General features: G+C 52.8%; 26 protein-coding genes and 1 pseudogene. 19 read left to right on the forward strand and 8 right to left on the reverse strand.

Translation table 11 applies throughout. The features are described 5' to 3' along the window. The first annotated feature begins 4 nt into the window (after positions 1–4). Together astD and D6M16_RS20785 are read left to right on the forward strand one after the other, a co-directional pair. Positions 5–1462: a succinylglutamate-semialdehyde dehydrogenase gene (gene astD / locus D6M16_RS20780; RefSeq protein WP_120513791.1), complete on the forward strand. Its 1458-nt coding sequence runs from the start codon at positions 5–7 to the stop codon at positions 1460–1462. 38 nt (positions 1463–1500) lie between these two features. Continuing rightward, positions 1501–2295, forward strand: coding sequence for a DUF1338 domain-containing protein (locus tag D6M16_RS20785; protein WP_120513792.1), 795 nt, complete (start codon positions 1501–1503; stop codon positions 2293–2295). A gap of 73 nt (positions 2296–2368) precedes the next feature. Here the strand turns inward: D6M16_RS20785 and D6M16_RS20790 are convergent, their stop codons facing one another. After that, positions 2369–2578, reverse strand: a complete 210-nt coding sequence (locus tag D6M16_RS20790) for a hypothetical protein (RefSeq protein WP_120513793.1) — start codon at positions 2576–2578, stop codon at positions 2369–2371. 180 nt (positions 2579–2758) lie between these two features. Beyond that, a complete protein-coding gene (gene crp / locus D6M16_RS20795) occupies positions 2759–3391 on the reverse strand; it encodes a cAMP-activated global transcriptional regulator CRP (RefSeq protein ID WP_027250650.1) in 633 nt (210 codons plus the stop codon). A gap of 274 nt (positions 3392–3665) precedes the next feature. Between crp and D6M16_RS20800 the strand changes: the two genes are divergently transcribed. The 3 genes from D6M16_RS20800 to D6M16_RS20810 all read left to right on the forward strand — a co-directional run bounded on the left by D6M16_RS20800 (position 3666) and on the right by D6M16_RS20810 (position 5342). Further along, complete coding sequence (locus tag D6M16_RS20800; protein WP_120513794.1) at positions 3666–4070, forward strand: OsmC family protein; 405 nt, start codon at positions 3666–3668, stop codon at positions 4068–4070. Between the two features lie 53 nt (positions 4071–4123). Further along, the gene (locus D6M16_RS20805; RefSeq protein WP_120513826.1) at positions 4124–4345 is read left to right on the forward strand and encodes a YheU family protein; all 222 of its coding nucleotides are present in this window, start codon (positions 4124–4126) and stop codon (positions 4343–4345) included. 127 nt (positions 4346–4472) lie between these two features. Then, positions 4473–5342 carry a phosphoribulokinase gene (locus D6M16_RS20810; RefSeq protein ID WP_120513795.1) on the forward strand — a complete coding sequence of 290 codons (870 nt, stop codon included), beginning with the start codon at positions 4473–4475 and terminating at the stop codon, positions 5340–5342. Between the two features lie 38 nt (positions 5343–5380). Here the strand turns inward: D6M16_RS20810 and D6M16_RS20815 are convergent, their stop codons facing one another. Further along, entirely contained in the window at positions 5381–6352 is a 972-nt protein-coding gene (locus tag D6M16_RS20815; RefSeq protein WP_120513796.1) for a hydrolase, read from the reverse strand. 11 nt (positions 6353–6363) lie between these two features. Further along, entirely contained in the window at positions 6364–7764 is a 1401-nt protein-coding gene (locus D6M16_RS20820) for an aminotransferase-like domain-containing protein (protein ID WP_120513797.1), read from the reverse strand. Positions 7765–7881: 117 nt separating this feature from the next. On the opposite strand from D6M16_RS20820, the gene D6M16_RS20825 reads away from it, so the two are divergent. Next, a complete protein-coding gene (locus D6M16_RS20825) occupies positions 7882–8496 on the forward strand; it encodes a LysE family translocator (RefSeq protein ID WP_240435673.1) in 615 nt (204 codons plus the stop codon). A 42-nt stretch (positions 8497–8538) separates the two neighbouring features. On the opposite strand, the gene D6M16_RS20830 is transcribed toward D6M16_RS20825, so the two are convergent. Next, positions 8539–9012, reverse strand: coding sequence for a TIGR02444 family protein (locus D6M16_RS20830; RefSeq protein ID WP_120513799.1), 474 nt, complete (start codon positions 9010–9012; stop codon positions 8539–8541). Continuing rightward, complete coding sequence (locus D6M16_RS20835; protein WP_120513800.1) at positions 8999–10927, reverse strand: ABC transporter ATP-binding protein; 1929 nt, start codon at positions 10925–10927, stop codon at positions 8999–9001. Before D6M16_RS20835 ends, D6M16_RS20830 begins: the two co-directional genes overlap by 14 nt. A 241-nt stretch (positions 10928–11168) precedes the next feature. Between D6M16_RS20835 and kefG the strand changes: the two genes are divergently transcribed. The 4 genes and pseudogenes from kefG to slyD form a co-directional block, all read left to right on the forward strand. Further along, the gene (kefG, locus tag D6M16_RS20840; protein WP_120513801.1) at positions 11169–11744 is read left to right on the forward strand and encodes a glutathione-regulated potassium-efflux system ancillary protein KefG; all 576 of its coding nucleotides are present in this window, start codon (positions 11169–11171) and stop codon (positions 11742–11744) included. Then, positions 11734–13539, forward strand: a complete 1806-nt coding sequence (gene kefB / locus D6M16_RS20845; protein ID WP_120513802.1) for a glutathione-regulated potassium-efflux system protein KefB — start codon at positions 11734–11736, stop codon at positions 13537–13539. The genes kefG and kefB overlap by 11 nt, the downstream gene beginning before the upstream one ends. A gap of 45 nt (positions 13540–13584) precedes the next feature. Continuing rightward, the gene (locus tag D6M16_RS20850; protein ID WP_120513803.1) at positions 13585–13794 is read left to right on the forward strand and encodes a YheV family putative zinc ribbon protein; all 210 of its coding nucleotides are present in this window, start codon (positions 13585–13587) and stop codon (positions 13792–13794) included. A gap of 86 nt (positions 13795–13880) precedes the next feature. Next, positions 13881–14399, forward strand: a pseudogene (slyD, locus tag D6M16_RS20855) (peptidylprolyl isomerase); the annotation flags it as partial. A gap of 91 nt (positions 14400–14490) precedes the next feature. Here slyD and D6M16_RS20860 read toward each other — a convergent pair. Both D6M16_RS20860 and D6M16_RS20865 read right to left on the reverse strand, forming a co-directional pair. Further along, positions 14491–14715, reverse strand: a complete 225-nt coding sequence (locus D6M16_RS20860) for a SlyX family protein (protein WP_120513805.1) — start codon at positions 14713–14715, stop codon at positions 14491–14493. Positions 14716–14743: 28 nt separating this feature from the next. Then, positions 14744–15724 (reverse strand): WD40 repeat domain-containing protein, encoded by a 981-nt coding sequence (locus tag D6M16_RS20865; protein WP_120513806.1) that lies wholly within the window; start codon positions 15722–15724, stop codon positions 14744–14746. A 180-nt stretch (positions 15725–15904) separates the two neighbouring features. On the opposite strand from D6M16_RS20865, the gene fkpA reads away from it, so the two are divergent. From fkpA to D6M16_RS20910, 9 genes are all read left to right on the forward strand, one after another. After that, positions 15905–16714 (forward strand): FKBP-type peptidyl-prolyl cis-trans isomerase, encoded by an 810-nt coding sequence (gene fkpA, locus D6M16_RS20870; protein ID WP_120513807.1) that lies wholly within the window; start codon positions 15905–15907, stop codon positions 16712–16714. A 254-nt stretch (positions 16715–16968) separates the two neighbouring features. Beyond that, the gene (locus D6M16_RS20875) at positions 16969–17658 is read left to right on the forward strand and encodes a helix-turn-helix transcriptional regulator (RefSeq protein WP_202602059.1); all 690 of its coding nucleotides are present in this window, start codon (positions 16969–16971) and stop codon (positions 17656–17658) included. Continuing rightward, on the forward strand, positions 17655–18047 hold the full coding sequence (gene tusD, locus D6M16_RS20880) for a sulfurtransferase complex subunit TusD (RefSeq protein ID WP_120513809.1): 393 nt from the start codon (positions 17655–17657) through the stop codon (positions 18045–18047). Before D6M16_RS20875 ends, tusD begins: the two co-directional genes overlap by 4 nt. A gap of 14 nt (positions 18048–18061) precedes the next feature. After that, positions 18062–18418, forward strand: coding sequence for a sulfurtransferase complex subunit TusC (gene tusC, locus D6M16_RS20885; RefSeq protein WP_120513810.1), 357 nt, complete (start codon positions 18062–18064; stop codon positions 18416–18418). Between the two features lie 42 nt (positions 18419–18460). Next, positions 18461–18751 (forward strand): sulfurtransferase complex subunit TusB, encoded by a 291-nt coding sequence (gene tusB / locus D6M16_RS20890; protein WP_120513811.1) that lies wholly within the window; start codon positions 18461–18463, stop codon positions 18749–18751. Between the two features lie 179 nt (positions 18752–18930). Next, complete coding sequence (rpsL, locus tag D6M16_RS20895) at positions 18931–19305, forward strand: 30S ribosomal protein S12 (RefSeq protein ID WP_004399892.1); 375 nt, start codon at positions 18931–18933, stop codon at positions 19303–19305. 98 nt (positions 19306–19403) lie between these two features. Continuing rightward, complete coding sequence (rpsG, locus tag D6M16_RS20900; RefSeq protein WP_027250668.1) at positions 19404–19874, forward strand: 30S ribosomal protein S7; 471 nt, start codon at positions 19404–19406, stop codon at positions 19872–19874. A gap of 87 nt (positions 19875–19961) precedes the next feature. Next, the gene (gene fusA / locus D6M16_RS20905; RefSeq protein WP_120513812.1) at positions 19962–22058 is read left to right on the forward strand and encodes an elongation factor G; all 2097 of its coding nucleotides are present in this window, start codon (positions 19962–19964) and stop codon (positions 22056–22058) included. A 105-nt stretch (positions 22059–22163) separates the two neighbouring features. Next, positions 22164–22405: GTP-binding protein (locus D6M16_RS20910; protein ID WP_240435674.1), on the forward strand; the 242-nt coding region annotated here is incomplete at its 3' end.

Genomic DNA, 22405 nt, shown 5'->3' on the forward strand with positions numbered 1-22405 from the left:
CAAGATGACACAATGGATTGCAGGTAACTGGCAAGCCGGTCAGGGTGAAGCGATGCAATCGCTGAATCCATTCAGCGGTGAAGTGATCTGGGAAGGTAAGAGTGCCACAACCGAGCAGGTTGAGCAGGCGGTAGCCAGTGCGCGTCAGGCTCTGGTTACCTGGCGTCATACCCGCCTGGAAGAGCGTCAGGCTATCGTTGAGCGCTTCGCTGCCCTGGTCAAAGATAACAGCGAGCACATTGCCCGCACTATCGCTGAAGAAACCGGTAAACCGCTGTGGGAAACACGCACTGAAGCCGGCGCCATGGTGGGTAAGATTGCCATTTCTCTGCGCGCTTACAATGAGCGTACCGGTGAGCGTGAAAAAGACGTCGCTGGCACCAAAGCCGTACTGCGTCACCGTCCGCTGGGCGTGATGGCGGTATTTGGTCCGTATAATTTCCCAGGCCACCTGCCAAATGGTCACATCGTCCCAGCGCTGCTGGCGGGTAACACTGTGGTGTTTAAACCCTCTGATCTGACGCCAAAAGTGGCGGAAGAAACCGTCAAGCTGTGGGAGCAGGCGGGTTTGCCTGCCGGTGTACTCAACCTGGTTCAGGGTGCACGGGCTACCGGTGAAGCACTGGCGCAGTCTGCCGGTATCGACGGTCTGCTGTTTACCGGCAGTGCCAATACCGGACATATCCTGCACCGTCAGTTTGCCGGTCAGCCGGGTAAAATGCTGGCGCTGGAGATGGGCGGTAACAACCCTATGGTCATCTCCAAGGCGTATGGCGATCTGAAATCGACTGTGTACACCATTATTCAGTCTGCTTTCATCAGTGCCGGACAGCGTTGTACCTGTGCCCGTCGTCTCTATGTCCCTGAAGGGGAAGAAGGTGATGCACTGATTGCGGCGCTGGTCGAAGCCACCAAAGCCATCAAGGTTGACGGCCCGTTTGCCGAGCCGCAGCCGTTTATGGGACCACAAATTTCGACGCTGGCCGCCGATAACATCGTGGCAGCCCAGGAGCGTCTGATTGGCATGGGCGGCGAGCCGCTGCTGAAAGCTGAACGTGGTCAGGGCGCGATAGTGACTCCGGGTATCATTGAAGTCAGTAAGATTGCCGAGCTGCCGGACGAAGAATACTTCGGGCCGCTGCTGCAGGTGGCGCGTTACCAGAAACTGCCTCAGGCGGTCGAGATGGCAAACAACACCCGTTACGGTTTGTCAGCCGGACTGGTCTCTACCGACGACAGTGAGTGGGAATATTTCATCGATCATATCCGTGCCGGCGTCGTAAACCGTAACCGCCAGTTGACCGGCGCCAGCGGCGATGCACCTTTCGGTGGTCCGGGTGCCTCAGGTAACCTGCGTCCGAGTGCTTACTACGCCGCGGATTATTGTGCCTACCCAATGGCATCTATGGAAGGTGAGGCAACCGAATTGCCGTCACAGCTGTCTCCAGGGATCCAGCTGTAACTCATACTCAACCCGTATTTTCGAAGGGGAACCGCATCATGGAAAGAGTGGAAAAATTGTTTGATGCCCTGTGGCAGGACTTCACTACCCGTCTTTGCCCGTCGGCGGCGCAGGTACACGATCTGCTGACAGAGGAAGAGCCTCTGCAAAATGATCATATTGCGTTGCGTACCTTTAATCTGCCTGGTGTTAGCCTGGATGTTCTGGCTGCGCCTTTTATCGCCATTGGCTATAAGCCGTGCGGCACCTATCATTTCGAGCAGAAGAAACTGTATGCTGAGCATTTCGAGCACCCTAATCCGGCTGCTCCGAAAGTGTTTATCAGTGAACTGTTGGTAGGTCAGTGTTCTGCACAATTGCAGAACACGGTGCGTGCGCTGGTAAAACAGATCCCTGACGGTGCAATGAATGATGCATCATTCCTCTATGGCGGCCGTTTGTGGGAGCTGGATTTTGCGACCTATGAAATGCTGGCTGCAGAAAGCGAGTATGCCGGTTGGGTCGCCGCTCACGGTTACGGCGCTAATCACTTTACTGTGAGCGTCAATCAGCTGGAGCAGTTCACGGAAGTGGCGGCGGTTAACAGCCTGCTGCGTCACAACGGGTTCAGTATCAATGAAGCCGGTGGCGAAGTGAAAGGCAATCCGGAAGTGATGCTGGAGCAGTCATCCACTATGGCTGATCGTGTTGATGTGTCCTTCACCGACGGTGTACGCACTATTCCTGGCGGCTTTTATGAATTCGCCAAGCGTTATCCGCAGGCGGACGGGGAACTCTATCCGGGGTTTGTCGAAGCGTCAGCTGATAAAATCTTCGAAAGTACCAATATGTGATTCAGCCTGGCTGAAACATACTCAAAACAGCGGTCTTCGGGCCGCTGTTTTTTTATGCCTGAAATACCTGGTCTCAGTGCTGCTGATCCAAGGGCAGCATCCAGGTATCGTTGTCACGACTCAAGGTGCCAGAGTGCAGGCTGGCTTCCTGTTCCAGTAACTGGCGGGGTGACTGAAACCCTGTCATTTCCACCGATACTGTAAGAAAACGGCCTAGCGTGACCACAGGGCGGGTAGGAACCTGACTGTGCTGCGCATTCGGGGCAAAACGTTCGATATCCATATCGCTCATCCACATAAAACTGATATGCCAAATGTAGCAGTAGGGATGAGGAAGGCAACCGAAAAACTGTGAGCTAACTAGAGAAACCTGATGCAAAGCAGGGTGATGGGGTGAAAATGCAAGAAAAGCCGCATCGGCGGCTTTTCTTATACTCACATTGGCTGCATCACAGCTGAGTGATCAGCGAGTGCCGTAAACCACTATGGTTTTACCGTGGGCAGAAATCAGGTTCTGCTCTTCCAGCATCTTCAGGATGCGGCCAACGGTTTCACGGGAACAGCCAACGATTTGACCGATTTCCTGACGGGTGATTTTGATCTGCATGCCGTCCGGGTGAGTCATGGCATCAGGTTGTTTGGCCAGATTCAGCAGCGTCTGGGCAATACGACCGGTGACATCCAGGAACGCCAGGTCGCCCACTTTCTGGCTGGTGACTTGCAGGCGACGAGCCATCTGTGCAGACAGTCGCATCAGAATGTCCGGATTAACCTGAATCAACTGACGGAATTTCTTAAAGGAAATCTCTGCCACTTCACATGGTGTTTTTGCACGAACCCAGGCAGTACGCTCCTGGCCTTCTTCAAACAGGCCAAGCTCACCGATGAAGTCGCCCTGGTTGAGGTAGGACAGAATCATCTCTTTGCCTTCTTCGTCCTTGATAAGAACGGCAACGGAGCCTTTAACGATGTAGTAGAGGGTCTCTGCTTTCTCGCCAGCATGGATCAGTGTACTCTTTGAAGGGTACTTATGAATGTGGCAATGAGAAAGGAACCACTCCAAGGTTGGATCTGTTTGCGGTTTACCTGGAACCATATTACTAACTTCCTCTGCAGTGTGTTGCCCAACAACGTCATTCCTTGAATTGGGGTTGGGTATAACAATATCATTGTTTTCCAACTAGGATATTCAGTCAACGGCTGGGCTGCAAGCGCATGTGAACATTCAGTCCAAGAGTTTAACTTTTTTCGACACGCATTGCTTGATATTGGGTGACGATAAATGCACATTTTGGACGCATTACTGTGCACATGATCACACAGTTGTGACTTAGTTTTTAAATGCGGGTTTGAGTAGTAAGGAGCATCGCATGCAATCACGTGTTAAATGGGTAGAAGGTTTGACTTTTGTCGGCCAGTCAAACTCGGGCCACAGTGTGGTCATGGACGGTAACGGCGGCAAAACGGCGCCGAGTCCGATGGAACTGGTACTGATGGCGGCTGGCGGTTGCAGCTCTGTCGATGTGGTTGACGGCCTGAAAAGTGCCGGCCAGGCCATCACGGCCTGTGAAGCCAATATAACCTCAGAGCGCCGCGAGCAGGCACCGCGTTATTTCACCGCCGCCAATCTGCATTTCGTGGTGACAGGTCATGATCTTGATGAAGCACTGGTGGCCAAAGCGGTTGGTGATTCGCTGGAAAAATACTGTTCTGTGTGCCTGATGCTGGGCAAAGGGGTTGCGCTGACACATTCTTTTGAAATTGTTGCCGCTTAATGGTGATTCGGGAAAGCCGTACCGGTTTTCCCACTTATTTTTCGGTGAGCAGTATGATTATCCCCTGGCAAGAATTGGATCCCGAGACGCTTGATAATTTGATCGAACACTTTGTGCTGCGTGAAGGCACGGACTATGGCGAACGCGAGCTGAGTCTGGCGCAGAAAGTAGCCAGAGTCAGGCAGCAACTGGATAATGGCGAGGCAGTGATTATGTTCTCTGAACTCCATGAAACGGTTGATATTAAACTGCGCCGTTCGCTTAGCGCAGAATAAAGCTGCCATAATGAAAAGCGGCAGCAGAAAACGGAAGCTGACGCCGATGAACGGGCCTGCGAAACTTGACTGCTTTCTCTGGCCCTGTTAATAACTGATTCCGTTAGGATTAACGACAAGGTATGTCATGTCTGCAAAACACCCGATCATTGCAGTAACAGGTTCCTCCGGAGCAGGAACGTCCACCACCTCAGAAGCATTCCGTAAAATGTTTAACATGTTGAACATTCATGCGGCCTGGCTGGAAGGAGACAGTTTCCATCGGTTTACCCGCCCTGAAATGGATGTGGAGATCCGCAAAGCCAAAGAGCAAGGCCGTCATATCAGTTATTTTGGCCCGCAGGCCAACGATTTTGCTCAGTTGGGTCACTTTTTCCGCCAGTATGGCGAAGACGGCAGCGGCAAATTTCGCCGATACCTGCATACGTTTGACGAGGCAGTGCCGTATAACCAGATGCCGGGTACATTCACTCCCTGGCAGGATTTGCCGGAAAATACCGATCTGCTGTTTTATGAAGGACTTCACGGCGGTGTGGTGGACGGCGATGTCAACGTGGCACAGCATGTAGATTTGCTGATTGGCATGGTGCCTATTGTCAACCTGGAATGGATCCAGAAAATCGTTCGTGATACCCGGGATCGCGGCCATTCCCGCGAGGCGGTCATGGAGTCCATTGTCCGCTCGATGGATGATTACCTCAATTACATCACGCCACAGTTTTCCCGAACCCATATTAACTTTCAGCGTGTGCCGACAGTGGATACCTCTAACCCGGTCAGTGCCAAAGCGATCCCCAGTCTGGATGAGAGTTTTGTGGTTATTCGTTTTCGCGGCATTAAGAACGTGGACTTTCCCTATCTGCTGGCGATGATCCAGGGCTCTTTTATGTCGCGCCACAATACCCTGGTGGTGCCGGGCGGTAAAATGAGCTTTGCGATGGAGCTGATCATGCGGCCGCTGATTCAGCAGTTAATTGACACCGGCAAGATCGGCTAATACGGAAAAAACAACGCCTGCTTGCAGGCGTTGTTTTGTTATGCCCCCAGCTTGTCCCGGAACCAGGCCGGTACGGTGTGATCCAGCCAGAAAACCGGCTCTCGCCAGTTGCCGCTGATAAAGCCGACGTGGCCGCCATGCCGGGTCAGGTGATAGTCAATGTGCGGCGGCAGCGGTTGCTTGGGAATCACAGCCTCGGTCATAAAAGGATCGTCGGCGGCATGGATCACCCGCAGTGGTGTAGTGACCAGGGCCAGTTTGCCCAACCCGCTGCAGCGCTGGTAGTAATCCTCGGCATTACTGAAACCATGCAGGGGGGCGGTGACGGCATCGTCAAACTGGCGCAGCGAGCGCAGTGCTGTTATCTGCTCACTCTGAAAGGGCAGCACATCGGGCAAGGACGCCATTTTTTTCAGCATATTCCTCTTCATGGAACCCAGCAGGTAACGCTGGTAGACCCGCGAAAACCCTTGCTGTATCCGATCTGAGCAGGCCGCCAGATCCAAAGGCGGTGAGATGACCTGAGCGGCAGTGAGTTCCGACGTTTCAGCGGTTTCGGCAAGATAATTGACCAGCATGTTACCGCCCAGCGAAACCCCCACCGCCAGCAGGGGATTGCAGGGAAAACGCTCACGCAGGTGGCGGATAAAAAAGGTGGCGTCAGAGGTTTCCCCCGAATGATAGCTTCTCGCCTGACGGTTAATTTCGCCGCTGCAGCCGCGAAAATGCATCATCACCCCCAGCCAGCCCTGTTGTTTGGCGGCAAACAGCAGGCTGTGGGCGTAGGGGCTGCGAAAACTGCCTTCCAGGCCGTGAAAGAGGATCATGACAGGCGTCTGCGCCGGGTGGTGAGACGGCGTGTCGGTCCAGACCAGATCGAGGAAATCATCATCCGGGGTCTGAATGCGCTCCGTCAGCGGCTCGAACCTGGCCTGACGACGAATAATCCGCGGCAGAATGGTTTGTAGATGGGCGTTACGCAGGCCAGCGGCAGGCTCAAAATGATACATCGGCTTCTCCCTTACAGCGGAAAATCAGGGTATGGCTCCTGAGCCAGCAGCTCAGCCAGGATCGCCAGACCTTGTTCAAGTTTATCATGACTGTGCGGCGCGCTGATGGCCAGACGCACAGCCTGATGAATCGTCGAGCCGGGCGGCGTAAACAGTTCGGCCGATTTGACGATCACGTCTCTGGCTTCGGCAGCCGCGACAAAGTCACTCAACCGCCAGTGGTCCGGCAAGGTGAGCCAGGCATGAAAGCTCTGCGCGTGATACTGAATGTGATAGGGATGCAGATAACGGTCGAGCAGGGCATGGCGCTGGATCATATCTTGCCGGATCCCGTTCAGCAGCCGGTCGGCATCGCCCTGGTGGATCAATGCGCAGGCCAAGGCACTGAGCAGCGGGCTGATCATCAGACAGTGATGGTGCAGCGCTGTGTTCAGTCTGTCCTGGTACTTGCTTGGCACCTGGATGTAACCAAGCCGCAACCCCGGAGCCAGGCATTTAGACAGGCTGCCGAAATGGATCACCTGTTCACTGTCGAGATTGACCATTGGCGGCGGAACCTCGAGAGGTAGCAGGCCATTGACATCATCTTCAATGACCAGCACCTGATGGCGGCGGCACACCGCCAGAATCGCTTCGCGCCTTTCCCGGCTCATGACGGCTGTTGTAGGATTTTGCAGCGTCGGCGTGCAGTAAAGCATTCTGGGCTGATACAGGCGGCAGGCCGCGTCCAGACTCTCAGGGATCAGGCCTTCCTCATCCATCTCTACCGCTTTGACATTGAGCTGCATCTGACGGGCCAGCCCGAGAAAGCCGGGATAGACCACCTGTTCGGTCAGCAGATTATCACCACTGCGGCAAAACACAGACAGCACCAGCTGAATGGCATGCTGAGCGCCGGAGGTGAAATGCATACGCGCCGGGTCGAGCTGAGTACCATGGCGGCTGAGCCAGCGGCAAATCACCTCTCTGTGTTCGCTCAGCCCTTGCGGATCCTGGTACAGCATCAGGTGGTTGAGCTGGTCTGCCTGCTGCGCGATCGTCTGCATGGCCTGAGCCAGCGGTGCAGAGCGGTCGATATAGGGCGGGATGTTATAGCCAAAATTGCATTCATCAGGCGCCTGAGTGGGGTAATTGAACACCCAGCCCGGACGGTGACTCTGACAGACGTACGTACCAGCGCCCACTCTGGCTTCCACCAGCCCCCGGCGTTCGGCTTCGGCATAGGCGCGGGTAATGGTTCCGACCGTGACCTGCAGTTTATCGGCCATGGCTCTGTGCGTCGGCAGCTTGCTGCCGGCTGCCAGTTGGCCGGATTCAATCAGGTATGCCATGGTCTCGGCCAGACGACGGTATTTGGGCAGCCCATCCTCACCCCGTGCGAAAAAATCTTGCTGAATTGTCTCGATTGTCATGGTGACAATAAATCCTTTGATCCCAACTATTTCCCTTGTTAGGCTGCATTTTGACCACTTTGTGGCAATAAAATCAAGCTGAAAATTAAATTGTATCGATACAAATGGGTGTGAATCATGGAGTGGCAGATGAATCTGGAATGGCAATTTTTGATCTCTCTGGCCGCATTTGCGGCCACGATGACCGGGACACCCGGGCCGAACAATATGATGGTGACAGCATCAGGTGCTAATTTTGGCTACTGGCGCACCGTGCCACACATGTTGGGCATTGGTGGGGGGCTGGTGAGTATGATTCTGCTGGTAGCGGCTGGGCTGGGGGTGCTTTTTGTGCGCTACCCTGTGTTGCATGAAGCCCTGCGCTGGCTTGGCAGTGCCTATTTACTGTATCTGGCCTGGAAGATTGCCTCATCAGGAGGAAGGGTGCAGACCGAAGACAGTGATGCCAGACCTATGTCGTTTTTTGCCGCGGCATTGTTTCAGTATGTCAATCCCAAAGCCTGGATGATGTCGGTGACGGCGATCAGTACCTTTACGATGAGCGGGGAAGGCTACTGGTTGTCTGCGGCGGCGGTTGCCCTGATTTTCTTTGTAGTGGGCTTTCCCTGCGTCTCACTCTGGGCCGGATTCGGCACCATGATTGGCCGCTGGCTGAATCAGCCGAAAGCCAGACAGATTTTCAATCTGTTGATGGGCGCCTTGACCGCGGGTTGCGTGGTGATGATATGGTAAGGCATCCAGGCTGCCTTGATCTTCTTGCTTTCACCCTGGTGGTCAGCCGCGAATTGCTGCTGTCAGGCTGGCGGCATTCAGGTGCTGGCAGTACTGGGCCAGGTTGTCGGCAGGCGGTGGCAGCGCGGCTCTGGCCTGCTGCGCCTGATGGTTCAGGCAGCGGATCAGATCCTGCTGCTGGCTTTGCTCCAGCAGCAGCTCAAAATCCAGCATCTGCTGGTAACCCGACTGGTCGAGTTGAGGTTTCAGCGCGCGGCGCAACTGACGGTAGGCTGTCAGTTGGCCGTCGCTCGCGGTCAGCGCTTTATTCAGCTGGCGAATTTCTGTTTCTGACAAAGGGTACTGCTGGCTGTCCAGCCAGAGCAGTAACAAGGCCAGATTGACGTTACCCTGAAAATCGTCCTGAAGTTGCAGGCAGGCCTGGCTGACCCCGCCCAGACTGTAGTGCTGCAGGCAAAAGCGCCAGAACTGATCCGGCTGAAAAGGCTGACCGGCATAGTGTTCAGAATTTGGCATTGAAGTCCTGCTCCATCGTTTCTAACTGCTCGTGCAGTTCCATCCATTCCATTTCAACCTCTTCCAGAGCGGCTTTTGCCTGGCTCTGATCAAGCAGTGTCTGGTTGAGTTGGGCTTTGTTGTCCGCTTCATAGATGCTGGGATCAGACAAGGCGGCTTCCGCTGTCGCCAGCGACTGGCCGAGTTTTTCCATCTTAGCTTCCAGTTTTTCAACCTGTTTACGCAGCGGCGCAGTCTGTTTGCGGAATTCCGCCTCCAGACGTTTGAGCTCTTTGCGGGAAGCCGCGCTGTTATCTTTTCCGGCGGTGTCCGGCTTGCTGGCCTGTTGTTCACGACGCTCAGTACGTTGCTGCTCAGCCAGCCACTTGTGATAATCATTGAGATCGCCATCAAAAGGCTCGACTTTTCTGTCGTGCACCAGATACAAATCGTCCGTGGTGGCGCGCAGCAGATAGCGGTCGTGGCTGACGATGACCATCGCCCCTTCAAAGGACTGCAGAGCCAGCGTCAGTGCCTGACGCATGTCGAGATCCAAGTGGTTGGTCGGTTCATCCAGCAGCAGCAGGTTCGGGCGCTGCCAGACAATCAGTGCCAGTACCAGGCGGGCTTTTTCTCCCCCGGAAAAGGGGCCAACCAGATCCAGTGCCTTGTCGCCTTTGAAGCCAAAACTGCCGAGGTAGTCACGCAGTTGCTGCTCTGTTGCTTCCGGTGCCAGGCGGTTCATGTGCTGCAGTGGGGTTTCATCCAGGCGCAGGGTTTCCAGCTGGTGCTGGGCAAAATAACCGATTTTCACCCCTTGCGAGTAAGTCAGCTCACCGGCCTGTACCGCCAGTTCACCTGAAAGTAATTTGATCAGGGTGGATTTACCGGCACCGTTACGGCCCAGCAGACCAATTCGGCTGCCCGGTACCAGATTGAGGCGGATCTTATCCAGGATCGATGTCTCACCATAACCGGCCGCGACCTGATCCATCATCATAATCGGGTTGGGCAGTGAGTCCGGCTCGCGGAATTCAAAGCTGAACGGGTTGTCGAACTGGGCGGGCAGCACTTTTTCCAGACGCTCCAGCGCCTTGATCCGGCTTTGCGCCTGGCGGGCTTTGCTGGCTTTGTAGCGGAAGCGATCGATGTAAGACTGCATGTGCGACATTTGCTTTTGCTGCTTCTGATACATCGACTGCTGCAGGATCAGTTTTTCCGCCCGCTGGTTCTCAAATGACGAATAGTTACCTGTGTACTCATTCAGGCGTTGGTTTTCGACATGAATAATACGCCCGACAACAGGATCGAGAAAATCGCGGTCGTGCGAAATCAGTACCAGAGTGCCCCGGTAATTTTGCAGCCATTTTTCCAGCCACAGCACGGCATCAAGATCCAGGTGGTTGGTCGGCTCATCGAGCAGCAGTAAATCTGAGCGACACAGCAGGGCCTGGGCAAGATTGAGGCGCATGCGCCAGCCACCGGAGAACTGTGTCAGGTTCCAGTCCATCTGGGCCTGAGAAAAGCCCAGGCCATCGAGCAGTTCGGATGCCCGGGCTTTAATGCTGTAACCGCCAATCGCGTCGAGCTTGTCGTGCAGCAGGGCAACCTTGTTACCGTCATCGGCCTGTTCTGCCGCCAGCAGTGCCTGTTCCAGCTGGCGGTATTCGCGGTCACCGTCAATCACATAATCCAGTGCGGTACGTTCCAGAGCCGGCGTTTCCTGTGCCACCCAGGCCAGCTCCCAGTGCGATGGGACAGAATGTTGCCCGGCATCGACGGTCAGCTCGTTCTTGATCAGCGAAAACAGCGTGGATTTCCCGCAGCCATTCTTGCCCACCAGTCCGACTTTATCGCCAGGATGAATAGTGGCAGTTGCCTGATCTAAAAGGACATTTCCGCCCCTGAGTAATTGAATATCAGAAAAAGTGATCATAGCCTGTTACTACCGGCTGTTGCCGCTCCACAACAAATAGGTTTCTGGTGCGGCAGTCTATACTAAACATCGGTTAACTGCGAACAAGGCCGAAGACCCGGGAACGGGCAGCGCATTATTTTGCTGTTGAAATCTCAGGAATTAAGCGATCTTTTGGCGCCAGAATTCGGTATGATGTTTCAAGAGCCGGGACATCCCGTTAATGCTCATGATGTTACTCAGGGAAATGAGGACCAGGCCAATGGAGCACGCCCCACCACGCATTCTGCTGATTTACGCGCATCCGGATCCTGATGCGTCTGTTGCCAACAAAGCCATGCTATCGGCAGTGGCGAATCTGCCTCATGTGACGTTTCACGATCTTTACGGTAAATATCCGGACTTTTTCATCGATATCACTTATGAACGTACCTTGCTGGCTCAGCATGATATTTTGGTTTTTCAGCACCCTCTTTATATGTACTCATGCCCTTCACTGCTCAAAGAATGGATTGATGTGGTACTCAGCAAAGGGTTCGCCCATGGGGATGGCAAGGCAACCAAGGGCAAATACTGGCGTTCAGTCATCACCACGGGCGGGGCGGCCGAAGCCTACACGCCGGATGGTTATAACCGCAGCAGTGTGGGTGACATTCTGAAACCGTTTGAACTCACTGCAGAGCTGTGCCAGATGCATTGGATACCCCCTCTGGTGCTGCACTGGGCACGGCGGGTGCCGGATGCTGAACGGCGCGAACATGCGCAGTTGTACCGTGAGTGGCTGATCTCGCCGTTGGCCGAGACCGGCGCCGACAGGGAGAAGCGTTATGGCGTCTGATGTATTGAGTGCCGGTGTGGTGTTTCTGGCGGCGGCGGTGGTGGCTGTGCCGGTTGCCCAGCGTCTCGGGCTGGGATCGGTGTTGGGCTATCTGCTGGCCGGGATCGGCATTGGCCCCTGGGGGCTGGGGCTGATCAATGATGTGGAGGAAGTGTTGCATTTCTCCGAGTTCGGGGTCGTTCTGCTGCTGTTTCTGATTGGCCTGGAGCTGAATCCCAGCAAACTCTGGCAAATGCGACAACCCATTCTGGGCCTGGGCGGCAGTCAGGTGGTACTGACCAGTTTAGTGATTGCCTCACTGGTACTGGTGTGCGGGCAGTTTGTCGGGGCGGTGGATTGGCGGGTCGCTCTGGTGATAGGGATGGGGCTGGCGTTATCTTCCACCGCGATAGCACTGCGGATCATTGAAGAGCAGGGCATCGGCGGCTCGCAAACCGGGCAGTCCGGCTTTGCCGTGCTGCTGTTTCAGGATATTGCCGTGATCCCTATGCTCGCCGTGTTACCTCTGCTGGCGGGCAGCGATGGTGGCACCTGGCTTGATTTGGTCGCCATGGTGGCTGGTATAGCGGTATTGCTGGTCGGTGGCCATTTCCTTCTGCGGCCTTTGTTTCGCTGGGTTGTGATGTCTGGGGTACGCGAGCTTTTTACCGTCACGGCTCTGCTGCTGGTGATAGGTATTGCGCTGGGCATGGAAATTCTCGGCCTGTCGATGGCGCTGGGTACTTTTCTGGCCGGGGTGCTGCTGGCGGAAAGCGAGTACCGGCATGAGCTGGAAATTGCCATCGAGCCGTTTAAAGGGTTGCTGCTCGGCCTGTTTTTTATCTCTGTCGGTATGGCGGTAAATCTCGGCCTGCTGCTGGAGTACCCGTTACAAATTCTCGCGGCCGTTGTGGCCCTGGTGGTGATTAAGGGCTTAATCCTGTATCTGCTGGCCCGCCTGTTCGGTATTCAGGCCAAGTCGCGCAGCCAGATGGCAGCCATTCTCAGTCAGGGCGGTGAATTTGCTTTTGTACTCTTTACTGCTGCACGCAGTGAAGGGTTGTTAGAGGCAGATCTGAGCAGTTTCTTATTGGTGGTGGTGAGTCTGTCTATGATGACCACGCCTCTGATCTTGCGTTTACAGGACAAATGGTTCATCCGCACTTTTAAGGCTGAAGCCAGCGATGAACCGGAATCTGATGTGGTTGATCGCGAACCCAGAGTGATCATTACCGGGTTTGGCCGTTTTGGTCAGGTCGTCGGCAGGCTGCTGTTTGCCAATAAAATCCGGGTCACTATATTAGAACGGGATCCAAGTCAGATTCAGTTCCTGCGTAAGTTTGGCTATAAGGTGTATTATGGCGATGCCAGCCAGCTCGATTTACTGCGTGCGGCGGGCGCAGAAAAAGCAGAAGCTATCATTATCTGTACCGACAATCCGGAAGAGGTGATGCAGGTGGTTGCGCTTTGCCAGCAGCATTTTCCGCGCCTGAAAATACTGGCACGCGCCCGCAGCCGGGTGGAAGCGCATCAGTTACTCAGCCATGGCGTGGAAAGGTTTTCTCGTGAGACCTTTGCCGGCGCGCTGGATCTGGGACGCCAGGCACTGGTTGCACTGGGCATGCATCCCTACAAAGCCAAACGGGCAGAAGCACATTTTCGGAAATTAGATACCACCGCCTTGCGGGACTTATTGCCCCAGCATTCAGAAGATGTTCACTTAGCTACCCGGGCCAGAGAAGCCCGTAAAGAGCTGGAAGAGATCTTCGATCGGGAAATGCGGGGTGAACGTGAGCGACACAATGGCTGGGACTGACCGGCCGACAGGCCAGCAGAACCTGGCAGTAGCAGGAAAGGAACCATGAGTAAGAAACGCTTTATCGCCGGGGCTGTATGTCCGGCATGCCAGCAGCAAGATACTCTTCGCTGGTGGTTGGAAAATGAGGTAGAGAAAGTCGAGTGTGTGGCTTGTCATCATACTGATACGCGCCTGCCTAAGTCGGTTGAAGACAGTAAACATGTTACGGGCACAACATCAGAGCAGGTGATTGGTATTTTCAAGCCGGAATAAAACCGTCGGCGCGAACAAAATTGGCGTCATAGCCGGCAGATCCGGTATGATGGCGGATTAAATCCCTGCTCAAATTCGGAGTAAACATGAAAGTCGCTAAAGACACAGTAGTAAGCCTGGCTTATCAAGTGAAAACTGAAGAGGGCGTCGTTGTTGACGAGTCAACCACTGAGGCGCCACTTGATTACCTGCATGGCCACAGCAACCTGATCGTTGGTCTGGAAAATGCGCTGGAAGGTCGTGAAGTTGGCGACAAATTCGAAGTGACTGTGGCCCCGGAAGAGGCTTATGGCGAGCACCATGAAGAAATGGTTCAGCGTGTACCGGCTGAAGTCTTCCAGGGTGTCGATGAGATTACCGTAGGAATGCGTTTCCTGGCAGATACCGATCAGGGCCCTATCCCTGTTGAAGTGACTGAAGTGGATGGCGATGAAGTGGTGGTTGACGGTAACCACATGCTGGCGGGTCAGACTCTGACATTTAACGTTGAAATCGTTGCCACCCGAGCGGCGACTGAAGATGAGATTGCGCACGGCCATATCCATCAGGAAGGCGGTTGTGGCCATGACCACGATCACGACCATGATCATGATGGCGGTTGCTGCAACCACTAAGTCATCTTGTCATGACGACAAAACGGGAAGCTCAGGCTTCCCGTTTTTGTATCATCAGTTTATCCGTGCTTTCTGCGCGGCATCAGTAATGCGGTGGCGGGGTCTCTTCACTTTCACTGGCGATATTGGACACCTGAGAGCCTTGCACTTTACCGGCTAAATAGCGCACCTGTACCAGCAGTTTGTCGAGCAGAAACTGCTGCTGGGTCAATGCGCTGTTCAGCTCTTCAATGGTCTGTTCCTGAAAAGCCTGTTTCATTTCCAGCTCATCAATCTGAGCCTGTAGCTTTTGTTCAATCTCTGTCATTGTTAATGTCGGCTGCTGTTTACTGTGTTCAGTCAGTGATATACCAGTCCTGGGCGATGCCGGCTGAGCTGCCTGAGCGAACGTCACCGTCTGGTGTGATGGCCACATCATACACCACCGCCGACCCCGGACGCTCGTTTTCTTGCGTGGCGGCTTTCCAGTAAGCTTCCCGTTCCCCGGTTGAAGTGTTCCAAAGCTCTACCCGTTTGGAGGGGGTACCTGTTGCCAGATAGCTGCCGTCATCAGAAAAACGTGAACTGGAAAAGTTTTGCTGTCTCAGGCGTATGGCCAGTGCCGACTGTTTATGGCCGTCGGACAAATCCCAGAGAAACGCCTGATTACCGCTGTCTGCGGTGAAAGCCAGCTTGCCGTCTCGCTGCAGGGCGACCTGGTTGACCCGCGTCGGGTGTTCAAACCGATAAAGAATCTGGCCGCTGACCGTATCCCAGAGATAAGCCAGATTGTCATCTCCACCGGAAAGGGCGTAACGGCCGTTGGGGGAAAGGGCGACGGCATTGACTTTTTCTCTGTGGGCAAGGAACTCCAGCCGTCTTCCGTTGCCCAAGTCGACGTACAGCGCTTTACCGTTTGACAGTGCCAGGAGTATCTGTTTGCCGTCATTGGCGATGGCCGCATCACGTATGATGCCGTCAGAGACAGACCATAATCCCTGTGCCTGGCTCCAGGCCAGATCCCATATCGCAAAGTTTTGTGCGGTCACAGTAATGGCAAACCGCTGATTGTCGGATATCTCGCTGTTTGTCACTGTTGTGTGATGTGGATCTTGAGAACCTAAATCAGCTAACTTTTTGTTTTGCTGTAGATCCCAGAGCACGATACCTTGTTGAACTGAATAAACTAACGCAAAGCGACCATCCCGGCTCAGGCTGAATGTGGTGGCGCCGTCAGCGGTCAGATTCCAGCGCTGGCGTTCCGGGCCGGAAATATCACAACCGGTCAGTGTAAAGAGTGCCAGAATGAAAGTTGCTGCTAAAAATAATGAGCGCATGGATCGTACTTTCCGTTTTAAGACTATTGCGTTCCGGCTGTGACGTATTTGTGTCCGACGCAGTGAATGACGGTAAGAAAATAGTTGGTATTAGTATATTGATATGGCATGGTTTTAACATAGCTGTGTGGAACCTTGCGTAAAATTAAGAGCTTAGACTCTGAATAAATGGAGAGATACATGAAACCAGTTCTAAAAATGTCTGTGTTGGCAGCAACGATTCTGCTGGCGGTAGGCTGTCAGGATGAGAAAACTTCAGCACCGGCAGAGACGGCTGAGCCTGCGGCAGTTGAGCAGCCAGCTGCGACAGAAGCCGCAAAGGCATTCGAGTCTGATGATCAGAAAGCGGCCTATGCTATCGGGGCTTCACTGGCGCAATACCTGTCAGCTAACCTGGAACAGCAAAAAGAGCTGGGTCTGGATCTGAAAAAAGAAGATGTACTGGCTGGGGTGAGCGATGTCTTTGCCGGTAACAGCCGTATGAGCCAGGAAGAAACGCAGCAGGCGCTGCAGGATCTGGATCAGCGTGTCTCTGACATGATGGCGAGCAAAGCCAAAGAAGAAGCTGAAAAGAACACCAAAGCTGGCGATGATTTCCGCGCGGATTTCGAAAAACAGGAAGGCGTGAAGAAAACGGAATCAGGCCTGCTGTATCAGGTTGAGACTGAAGGTAAAGGTGAGATGCCAAAAGCCACCGATACAGTGCAGGTGCACTATAGCGGGACGCTGATTGACGGCACGGAATTTGACAGCTCATATAAGCGTAATCAACCGGCTACTTTCCCGCTGAACCAGGTGATTCCGGGCTGGACTGAAGGCGTGCAGCTGATGCCGGTCGGTTCTAAGTTCAAGTTTGTTATCCCGCCAGAGCTGGCTTACGGTTCACAAGCCAACCCAAGTATCCCGGCAAACTCTACCCTGGTGTTTGAGGTTGAACTGCTGGATATCGTAAAAGCGGATCAGGATGCAGAAGCCACTGCTGAGCAGTAAGCAATGCGTTAATCTGACCTTCAAGCCCGGCTGATGCCGGGCTTTTTGCATTTATAGCGCTGATTTAGGATCATTTTTGTGCGCTGCAAATTTCATTTTCTGAAGACCTGTATTCATATTCTGATAAACTTGCAAGCAAGAATTGAATTTTTCCCCGTTTCGTTTAAATCGAAGCTTGCCTTCAACACCAGTCGAGCGGGAACAAGCAAGGAAGACTGAAAGTGGTATCGACCGATAACTTTGGCACTGAAGTCATGGTGGAAAGTGACTTAATAGAGACCCGTACTTTTACTGAGCACGACTTTGTTATATTGCGCTCATACGAAGCCGTGGTTGATGGACTGGCCACCCTGATAGGGCCTTTTTGTGAAATTGTGCTGCATTCACTGGCCGATCTGAATACCTCGGCGATCAAAATTGCCAATGGTGAAAATACCGGCCGCAAAGTGGGCTCGCCGATCACTGATCTGGCATTGCGTATGCTGCGTGATATCGAAGGGTCAGAGCGCAACTTTTCCCGGGCGTACTTCACCCGTGCCAAGGGTGGGGCATTGATGAAGTCCATCACGATTGCGATTCGCAATGCCGATGACAATATCATAGGTTTGCTGTGTATCAACGTTAACCTGGATGCTCCTTTTTCTCAGATTCTGCAATCTTTCATGCCGACTGATGAGGCAAAGCAGGCCGCTTCCAGCGTGAATTTTGCCAGCGACGTCGATGAGCTGGTGGATCAGACGGTTGAACGCACGATCGAAGAAATTAATGCCGACAAGAATGTCTCGAATAATGCCAAAAACCGTCAGATAGTGATGGAGCTGTACGACAAAGGGATCTTCGATATTAAAGATGCAATTAACAGGGTTGCTGACCGTCTGAATATCTCTAAACATACTGTCTACTTATATATACGCCAGCGTAAAACCGAGGATGGCGAAAAATGAGCCTGACTTTTGCCCTGGTGGTTGATGGGCCGGCCTACGGTTCGCAGAATGCACGCAGTGCCTTGCAGTTTGCTCAGGCCGTCATCGCAAACGGGCACAGGTTGCAACGGGTATTTTTCTATCAGGATGGTGTTCACAACGGCTCTGCACTGACCGCACCTGCGTCGGATGAGTTTGATTTACTGGCCGCCTGGCAACAGCTGGGCAGAGAGCATCAGGTCGAGTTGCAAACCTGTGTGGCCGCCGCGTTGCGCCGCGGGGTAGTCAGCGAACTTGAAGCCAGCCAGAATGCGCTGCCGGGTCATAATCTGGCCGCTGGCTTTGAACAGGCCGGGCTGGGCGGGCTGGCCGAAATGTTGTTGAGCGCCGATCGCGTGATTCAGTTTTAACCGTTTCTGGAAGTATTATGTCTGTCGGATTTGTTTTCACAACCGTGCCGCACGGTCTTAACAGCGGCCGTGAAGGGTTAGATGCCGTACTGGCAACGTCCGCTTACAGTGAAGAGCTGCAACTGTTCTTCATTGGCGATGGGGTATGGCAACTGCTTAAAGGGCAGCAGGGAGCAGCGGTGCTGGGGCGTGAATACAGCGCCGCCTTTAAAATGTTGTCACTGTATGATCTTGAAGATGTGTTTGTGTGCCGCGAGTCAATGGCTGAGCGTGGGCTCACTCTGGATGATTTGCTGATCGAGGCGGAGCTGCTTTCACCGCAGGATCTGGCGGCCAGACTTCACCGTTGCCAGAAAATTCTCAGTTACTAATCTCTCGGCGACTAATGCTGCGTGCAGCTTTCAGGACTTTCTATGTTACACATGATTTTTTCTTCTCCTTTTCAAAACCGAGCATTACAGCAGTGCGTTGCTCAACTTTTACCCGGTGATGAAATTGTGTTGCTGCAAGATGGCGTTGTCGCCGCTACTGCGCCGGGACAGCTTGAATCTGCGTTGAAGCAAGCGGGGGCAGTGTACGTACTGGAAACGGATTTACAGGCGAGAGGCCTGGCAGGACGGGTTGCCGCGGATGTAGAAGTGATCGATCACAATATGTTGGTGGAGTTAACGGTACGCCATCCTAACTGCATGAAATGGGCTTGAATAAACGCGGTTAAAAAGGATTCAATCAGCCGTAAAGAGGGTGGTTAAGAAATGATCATAGATGTGATCGCTGTATATATCTTGACACCTTATAGTCCGACGCCTAAAATTTCGCGTCCTCCTGTTGTTGGGAGGCAGATTTTTCACCTTTACGAAAGTAAATAATCAGGAGCTATTTAATGGCAACTATTAACCAGCTGGTACGCAAACCACGTGCAAAGCAAGTTGTTAAGAGCAACGTGCCTGCGCTAGAAGCGTGTCCACAAAAACGTGGTGTATGTACTCGTGTATACACTACTACTCCAAAAAAACCAAACTCCGCACTGCGTAAAGTATGTCGTGTACGTCTGACCAATGGTTTTGAAGTAACGTCATACATCGGCGGTGAAGGCCACAACCTGCAAGAGCACAGTGTTGTTCTTATCCGTGGTGGTCGTGTTAAAGACCTTCCAGGTGTTCGTTACCACACTGTTCGTGGTGCACTTGACTGTGCGGGTGTTAACGATCGTAAACAAGGTCGTTCTAAGTACGGTGTGAAGCGTCCTAAGTCTTAATGGAATCCGTTAAGTAAGGCCAAACACTAAATTATTTGTAATTTTGAAAAAACTGAAAAGTTTTGGATAAAACCTGAAGAAGACAACGGAGAATTTCCATGCCACGTCGTCGCGTAATTGGTCAGCGTAAGATCCTTCCAGATCCTAAATTCAAATCTGAATTGCTGGCAAAATTCGTCAACATCCTGATGGTTGACGGTAAGAAATCTACTGCAGAGAAAATTGTTTACACTGCACTGGATTCAATGGCTGAGCGCTCTGGTGAAGAGCACCTGTCAATTTTTGAAAAAGCTCTTGATAACGTTCGCCCAGCGGTAGAAGTTAAATCTCGCCGTGTAGGTGGTTCAACTTACCAGGTGCCAGTAGAAGTACGTCCTGTGCGTCGTAATGCTCTGGCTATGCGTTGGTTGGTTGAAGCTGCGCGTAAGCGTGGTGAAAAATCTATGGCTGCTCGCCTGGCTGCTGAAATGCTGGACGCTGCCGACAACAAAGGTTCTGCTGTTAAGAAACGTGAAGACGTTCACCGTATGGCAGAAGCGAACAAAGCGTTCGCACACTACCGCTGGTAATTTCATTATTAGCGAATGGGCGCAGCAGGCTTGGCCTGCTGCGCCCGTACCATTTTCTAAGGATCACCTTAGTAAGAGGATTCAACCGTGGCTCGCAAAACTCCTATTGAGCGTTACCGTAACATCGGTATTTGCGCTCACGTAGACGCCGGTAAAACAACCACGACCGAGCGTATCCTGTTTTACACAGGTCTTTCCCATAAAATTGGTGAAGTACACGATGGTGCAGCTACCATGGACTGGATGGAACAGGAGCAGGAGCGTGGGATCACCATAACCTCTGCTGCCACTACAACCTTCTGGCGTGGTATGGACGCTCAGTTTCCTGAGCATCGCATCAATATTATCGACACCCCAGGACACGTTGATTTTACCATCGAAGTAGAGCGTTCCCTGCGCGTACTTGATGGTGCAGTGGTTGTTTTCTGTGGCTCATCCGGTGTTGAACCTCAGTCTGAGACAGTATGGCGTCAGGCTGACAAATACGAAGTACCGCGTATGGTCTTCGTTAACAAGATGGACCGTGCAGGTGCTGATTTCCTGCGTGTGATTGAGCAAATCAAAGTTCGTCTTGGCGCAAATCCTGTGCCTATTCAGCTGAATATTGGTGCGGAAGAAGAATTCAAAGGTGTGATCGACCTGATTAAAATGAAAGCGATCAACTGGGATGAAGCCGATCAAGGCATGAGCTTCACTTATGAAGACATCCCGGCAGATATGCAAGAGCTGGCCGAAGAATGGCACACTAATCTGGTTGAGTCAGCGGCTGAGGCATCAGAAGAACTGATGGATAAATACCTTGAAGAAGGTACCTTGTCTGAAGATGAAATCAAAGCCGGTCTGCGCCAACGTACGCTGAATAATGAAATCGTACTGGCAACCTGTGGCTCTGCATTTAAGAACAAAGGTGTTCAGGCTGTACTGGATGCGGTTGTGGAATTCTTGCCATCGCCAACGGAAGTAAAAGCAATCCGTGGTGAAGATATGGATGGCAATGAAGTGATCCGCCACTCAAGCGATGAAGAACCCTTCGCTGCACTGGCGTTTAAGATCGCGACCGACCCGTTCGTAGGCACTCTGACATTTATGCGTGTTTATTCCGGTGTTGTGAATTCAGGCGATAGCGTCTACAACACGGTGAAAGATAAGCGTGAGCGCTTTGGCCGTATCGTTCAGATGCACTCCAATAAGCGTGAAGAAATTAAAGAAGTTCGAGCTGGCGACATCGCGGCAGCAATTGGCCTGAAGAACGTTACTACAGGTGATACTCTGTGCGATCCGGAACACAAAGTGATTCTGGAGCGTATGGAATTCCCAGAGCCAGTTATTCAGATTGCTGTTGAACCAAGGTCGAAAGCCGACCAGGAAAAAATGGGTATTGCACTGGGTAAACTGGCTGCAGAAGATCCATCATTCCGGGTAGAAACCGATGAAGAATCTGGCCAAACCCTGATTTCGGGTATGGGTGAGCTTCATCTGGATATCATCGTTGACCGTATGAAGCGTGAGTTCAGCGTTGAATGTAACGTTGGTAAGCCTCAGGTTGCTTTCCGTGAAACTATCCGTGGTAAAACGGAAGTGGAAGGAAAGTTCGTACGTCAATCTGGTGGTCGCGGCCAGTACGGTCACGTCTGGCTGAAGATTGAACCTTCAGAGCCGAATGCCGGTTTCGTCTTTGTAGACGAAGTCGTCGGTGGCGCAGTACCGAGAGAATATATCGGTGCAGTTGCCAAAGGTATCGAAGAGCAGATGAAAAATGGTGTACTTGCCGGTTATCCGGTACTGGACGTCAAAGCGACGCTGTTCGATGGTTCATACCACGATGTTGACTCGAGCGAAATGGCGTTTAAGATCGCCGGTTCTATGGCGTTCAGGAAAGGGGCACTTGATGCGCAACCTGTCATTCTTGAACCTATGATGAAAGTTGAAGTAACCACGCCGGAAGACTGGATGGGTGATGTAGTTGGCGACTTGAACCGTCGTCGCGGTATCATCGGTGGTATGGATGAAGGCCCGGCCGGGCTGAAGATTATCCGTGCCCATGTTCCGCTTTCTGAGATGTTTGGTTATGCAACGGATCTTCGTTCTGCTACCCAAGGCCGTGCTTCCTATTCGATGGAGTTCAGCGAATATGCTGAAGTTCCGAAGAATATCGCCGATGGAATCATCGCTGAACGCGGCTAAACATTAGCAGAAATATTGCGTCAGCTTCGGTTGGCGCATAAAATACAACTTCTGACGCGTCCCGCCAATATGTGGGGCGAATCACAACTAGGAAGGAACACGATCGTGTCTAAAGAAAAATTTGAACGTACGAAACCGCACGTTAACGTTGGTACTATCGGCCACGTTGACCACGGTAAAACCACTCTGACTGCTGCTATCTGTACTACTTTGGCTAAAGTATACGGTGGTGCTGCACGTGACTTCGCATCTATCGATAATGCGCCAGAAGAGCGTGAGCGTGGTATCACTATCTCTACTTCTCACGTAGAGTACGATACTCCGACTCGCCACTACGCGCACGTTGA

The organism is Photobacterium salinisoli (assembly GCF_003614885.1).
Taxonomy (GTDB): domain Bacteria; phylum Pseudomonadota; class Gammaproteobacteria; order Enterobacterales; family Vibrionaceae; genus Photobacterium; species Photobacterium salinisoli.

What these genes read in the sequence shown, in the direction of transcription:
- astD (WP_120513791.1), top strand. Translation starts at nt 5, where the DNA reads ATGACACAATGGATTGCAGGTAACTGGCAAGCCGGTCAGGGTGAAGCG.
- D6M16_RS20785 (WP_120513792.1), top strand. Translation starts at nt 1,501, where the DNA reads ATGGAAAGAGTGGAAAAATTGTTTGATGCCCTGTGGCAGGACTTCACT.
- D6M16_RS20790 (WP_120513793.1), bottom strand. Translation starts at nt 2,578, where the DNA reads ATGGATATCGAACGTTTTGCCCCGAATGCGCAGCACAGTCAGGTTCCT.
- crp (WP_027250650.1), bottom strand. Translation starts at nt 3,391, where the DNA reads ATGGTTCCAGGTAAACCGCAAACAGATCCAACCTTGGAGTGGTTCCTT.
- D6M16_RS20800 (WP_120513794.1), top strand. Translation starts at nt 3,666, where the DNA reads ATGCAATCACGTGTTAAATGGGTAGAAGGTTTGACTTTTGTCGGCCAG.
- D6M16_RS20805 (WP_120513826.1), top strand. Translation starts at nt 4,124, where the DNA reads ATGATTATCCCCTGGCAAGAATTGGATCCCGAGACGCTTGATAATTTG.
- D6M16_RS20810 (WP_120513795.1), top strand. Translation starts at nt 4,473, where the DNA reads ATGTCTGCAAAACACCCGATCATTGCAGTAACAGGTTCCTCCGGAGCA.
- D6M16_RS20815 (WP_120513796.1), bottom strand. Translation starts at nt 6,352, where the DNA reads ATGTATCATTTTGAGCCTGCCGCTGGCCTGCGTAACGCCCATCTACAA.
- D6M16_RS20820 (WP_120513797.1), bottom strand. Translation starts at nt 7,764, where the DNA reads ATGACAATCGAGACAATTCAGCAAGATTTTTTCGCACGGGGTGAGGAT.
- D6M16_RS20825 (WP_240435673.1), top strand. Translation starts at nt 7,882, where the DNA reads ATGGAGTGGCAGATGAATCTGGAATGGCAATTTTTGATCTCTCTGGCC.
- D6M16_RS20830 (WP_120513799.1), bottom strand. Translation starts at nt 9,012, where the DNA reads ATGCCAAATTCTGAACACTATGCCGGTCAGCCTTTTCAGCCGGATCAG.
- D6M16_RS20835 (WP_120513800.1), bottom strand. Translation starts at nt 10,927, where the DNA reads ATGATCACTTTTTCTGATATTCAATTACTCAGGGGCGGAAATGTCCTT.
- kefG (WP_120513801.1), top strand. Translation starts at nt 11,169, where the DNA reads ATGGAGCACGCCCCACCACGCATTCTGCTGATTTACGCGCATCCGGAT.
- kefB (WP_120513802.1), top strand. Translation starts at nt 11,734, where the DNA reads ATGGCGTCTGATGTATTGAGTGCCGGTGTGGTGTTTCTGGCGGCGGCG.
- D6M16_RS20850 (WP_120513803.1), top strand. Translation starts at nt 13,585, where the DNA reads ATGAGTAAGAAACGCTTTATCGCCGGGGCTGTATGTCCGGCATGCCAG.
- D6M16_RS20860 (WP_120513805.1), bottom strand. Translation starts at nt 14,715, where the DNA reads ATGACAGAGATTGAACAAAAGCTACAGGCTCAGATTGATGAGCTGGAA.
- D6M16_RS20865 (WP_120513806.1), bottom strand. Translation starts at nt 15,724, where the DNA reads ATGCGCTCATTATTTTTAGCAGCAACTTTCATTCTGGCACTCTTTACA.
- fkpA (WP_120513807.1), top strand. Translation starts at nt 15,905, where the DNA reads ATGAAACCAGTTCTAAAAATGTCTGTGTTGGCAGCAACGATTCTGCTG.
- D6M16_RS20875 (WP_202602059.1), top strand. Translation starts at nt 16,969, where the DNA reads ATGGTGGAAAGTGACTTAATAGAGACCCGTACTTTTACTGAGCACGAC.
- tusD (WP_120513809.1), top strand. Translation starts at nt 17,655, where the DNA reads ATGAGCCTGACTTTTGCCCTGGTGGTTGATGGGCCGGCCTACGGTTCG.
- tusB (WP_120513811.1), top strand. Translation starts at nt 18,461, where the DNA reads ATGTTACACATGATTTTTTCTTCTCCTTTTCAAAACCGAGCATTACAG.
- rpsL (WP_004399892.1), top strand. Translation starts at nt 18,931, where the DNA reads ATGGCAACTATTAACCAGCTGGTACGCAAACCACGTGCAAAGCAAGTT.
- rpsG (WP_027250668.1), top strand. Translation starts at nt 19,404, where the DNA reads ATGCCACGTCGTCGCGTAATTGGTCAGCGTAAGATCCTTCCAGATCCT.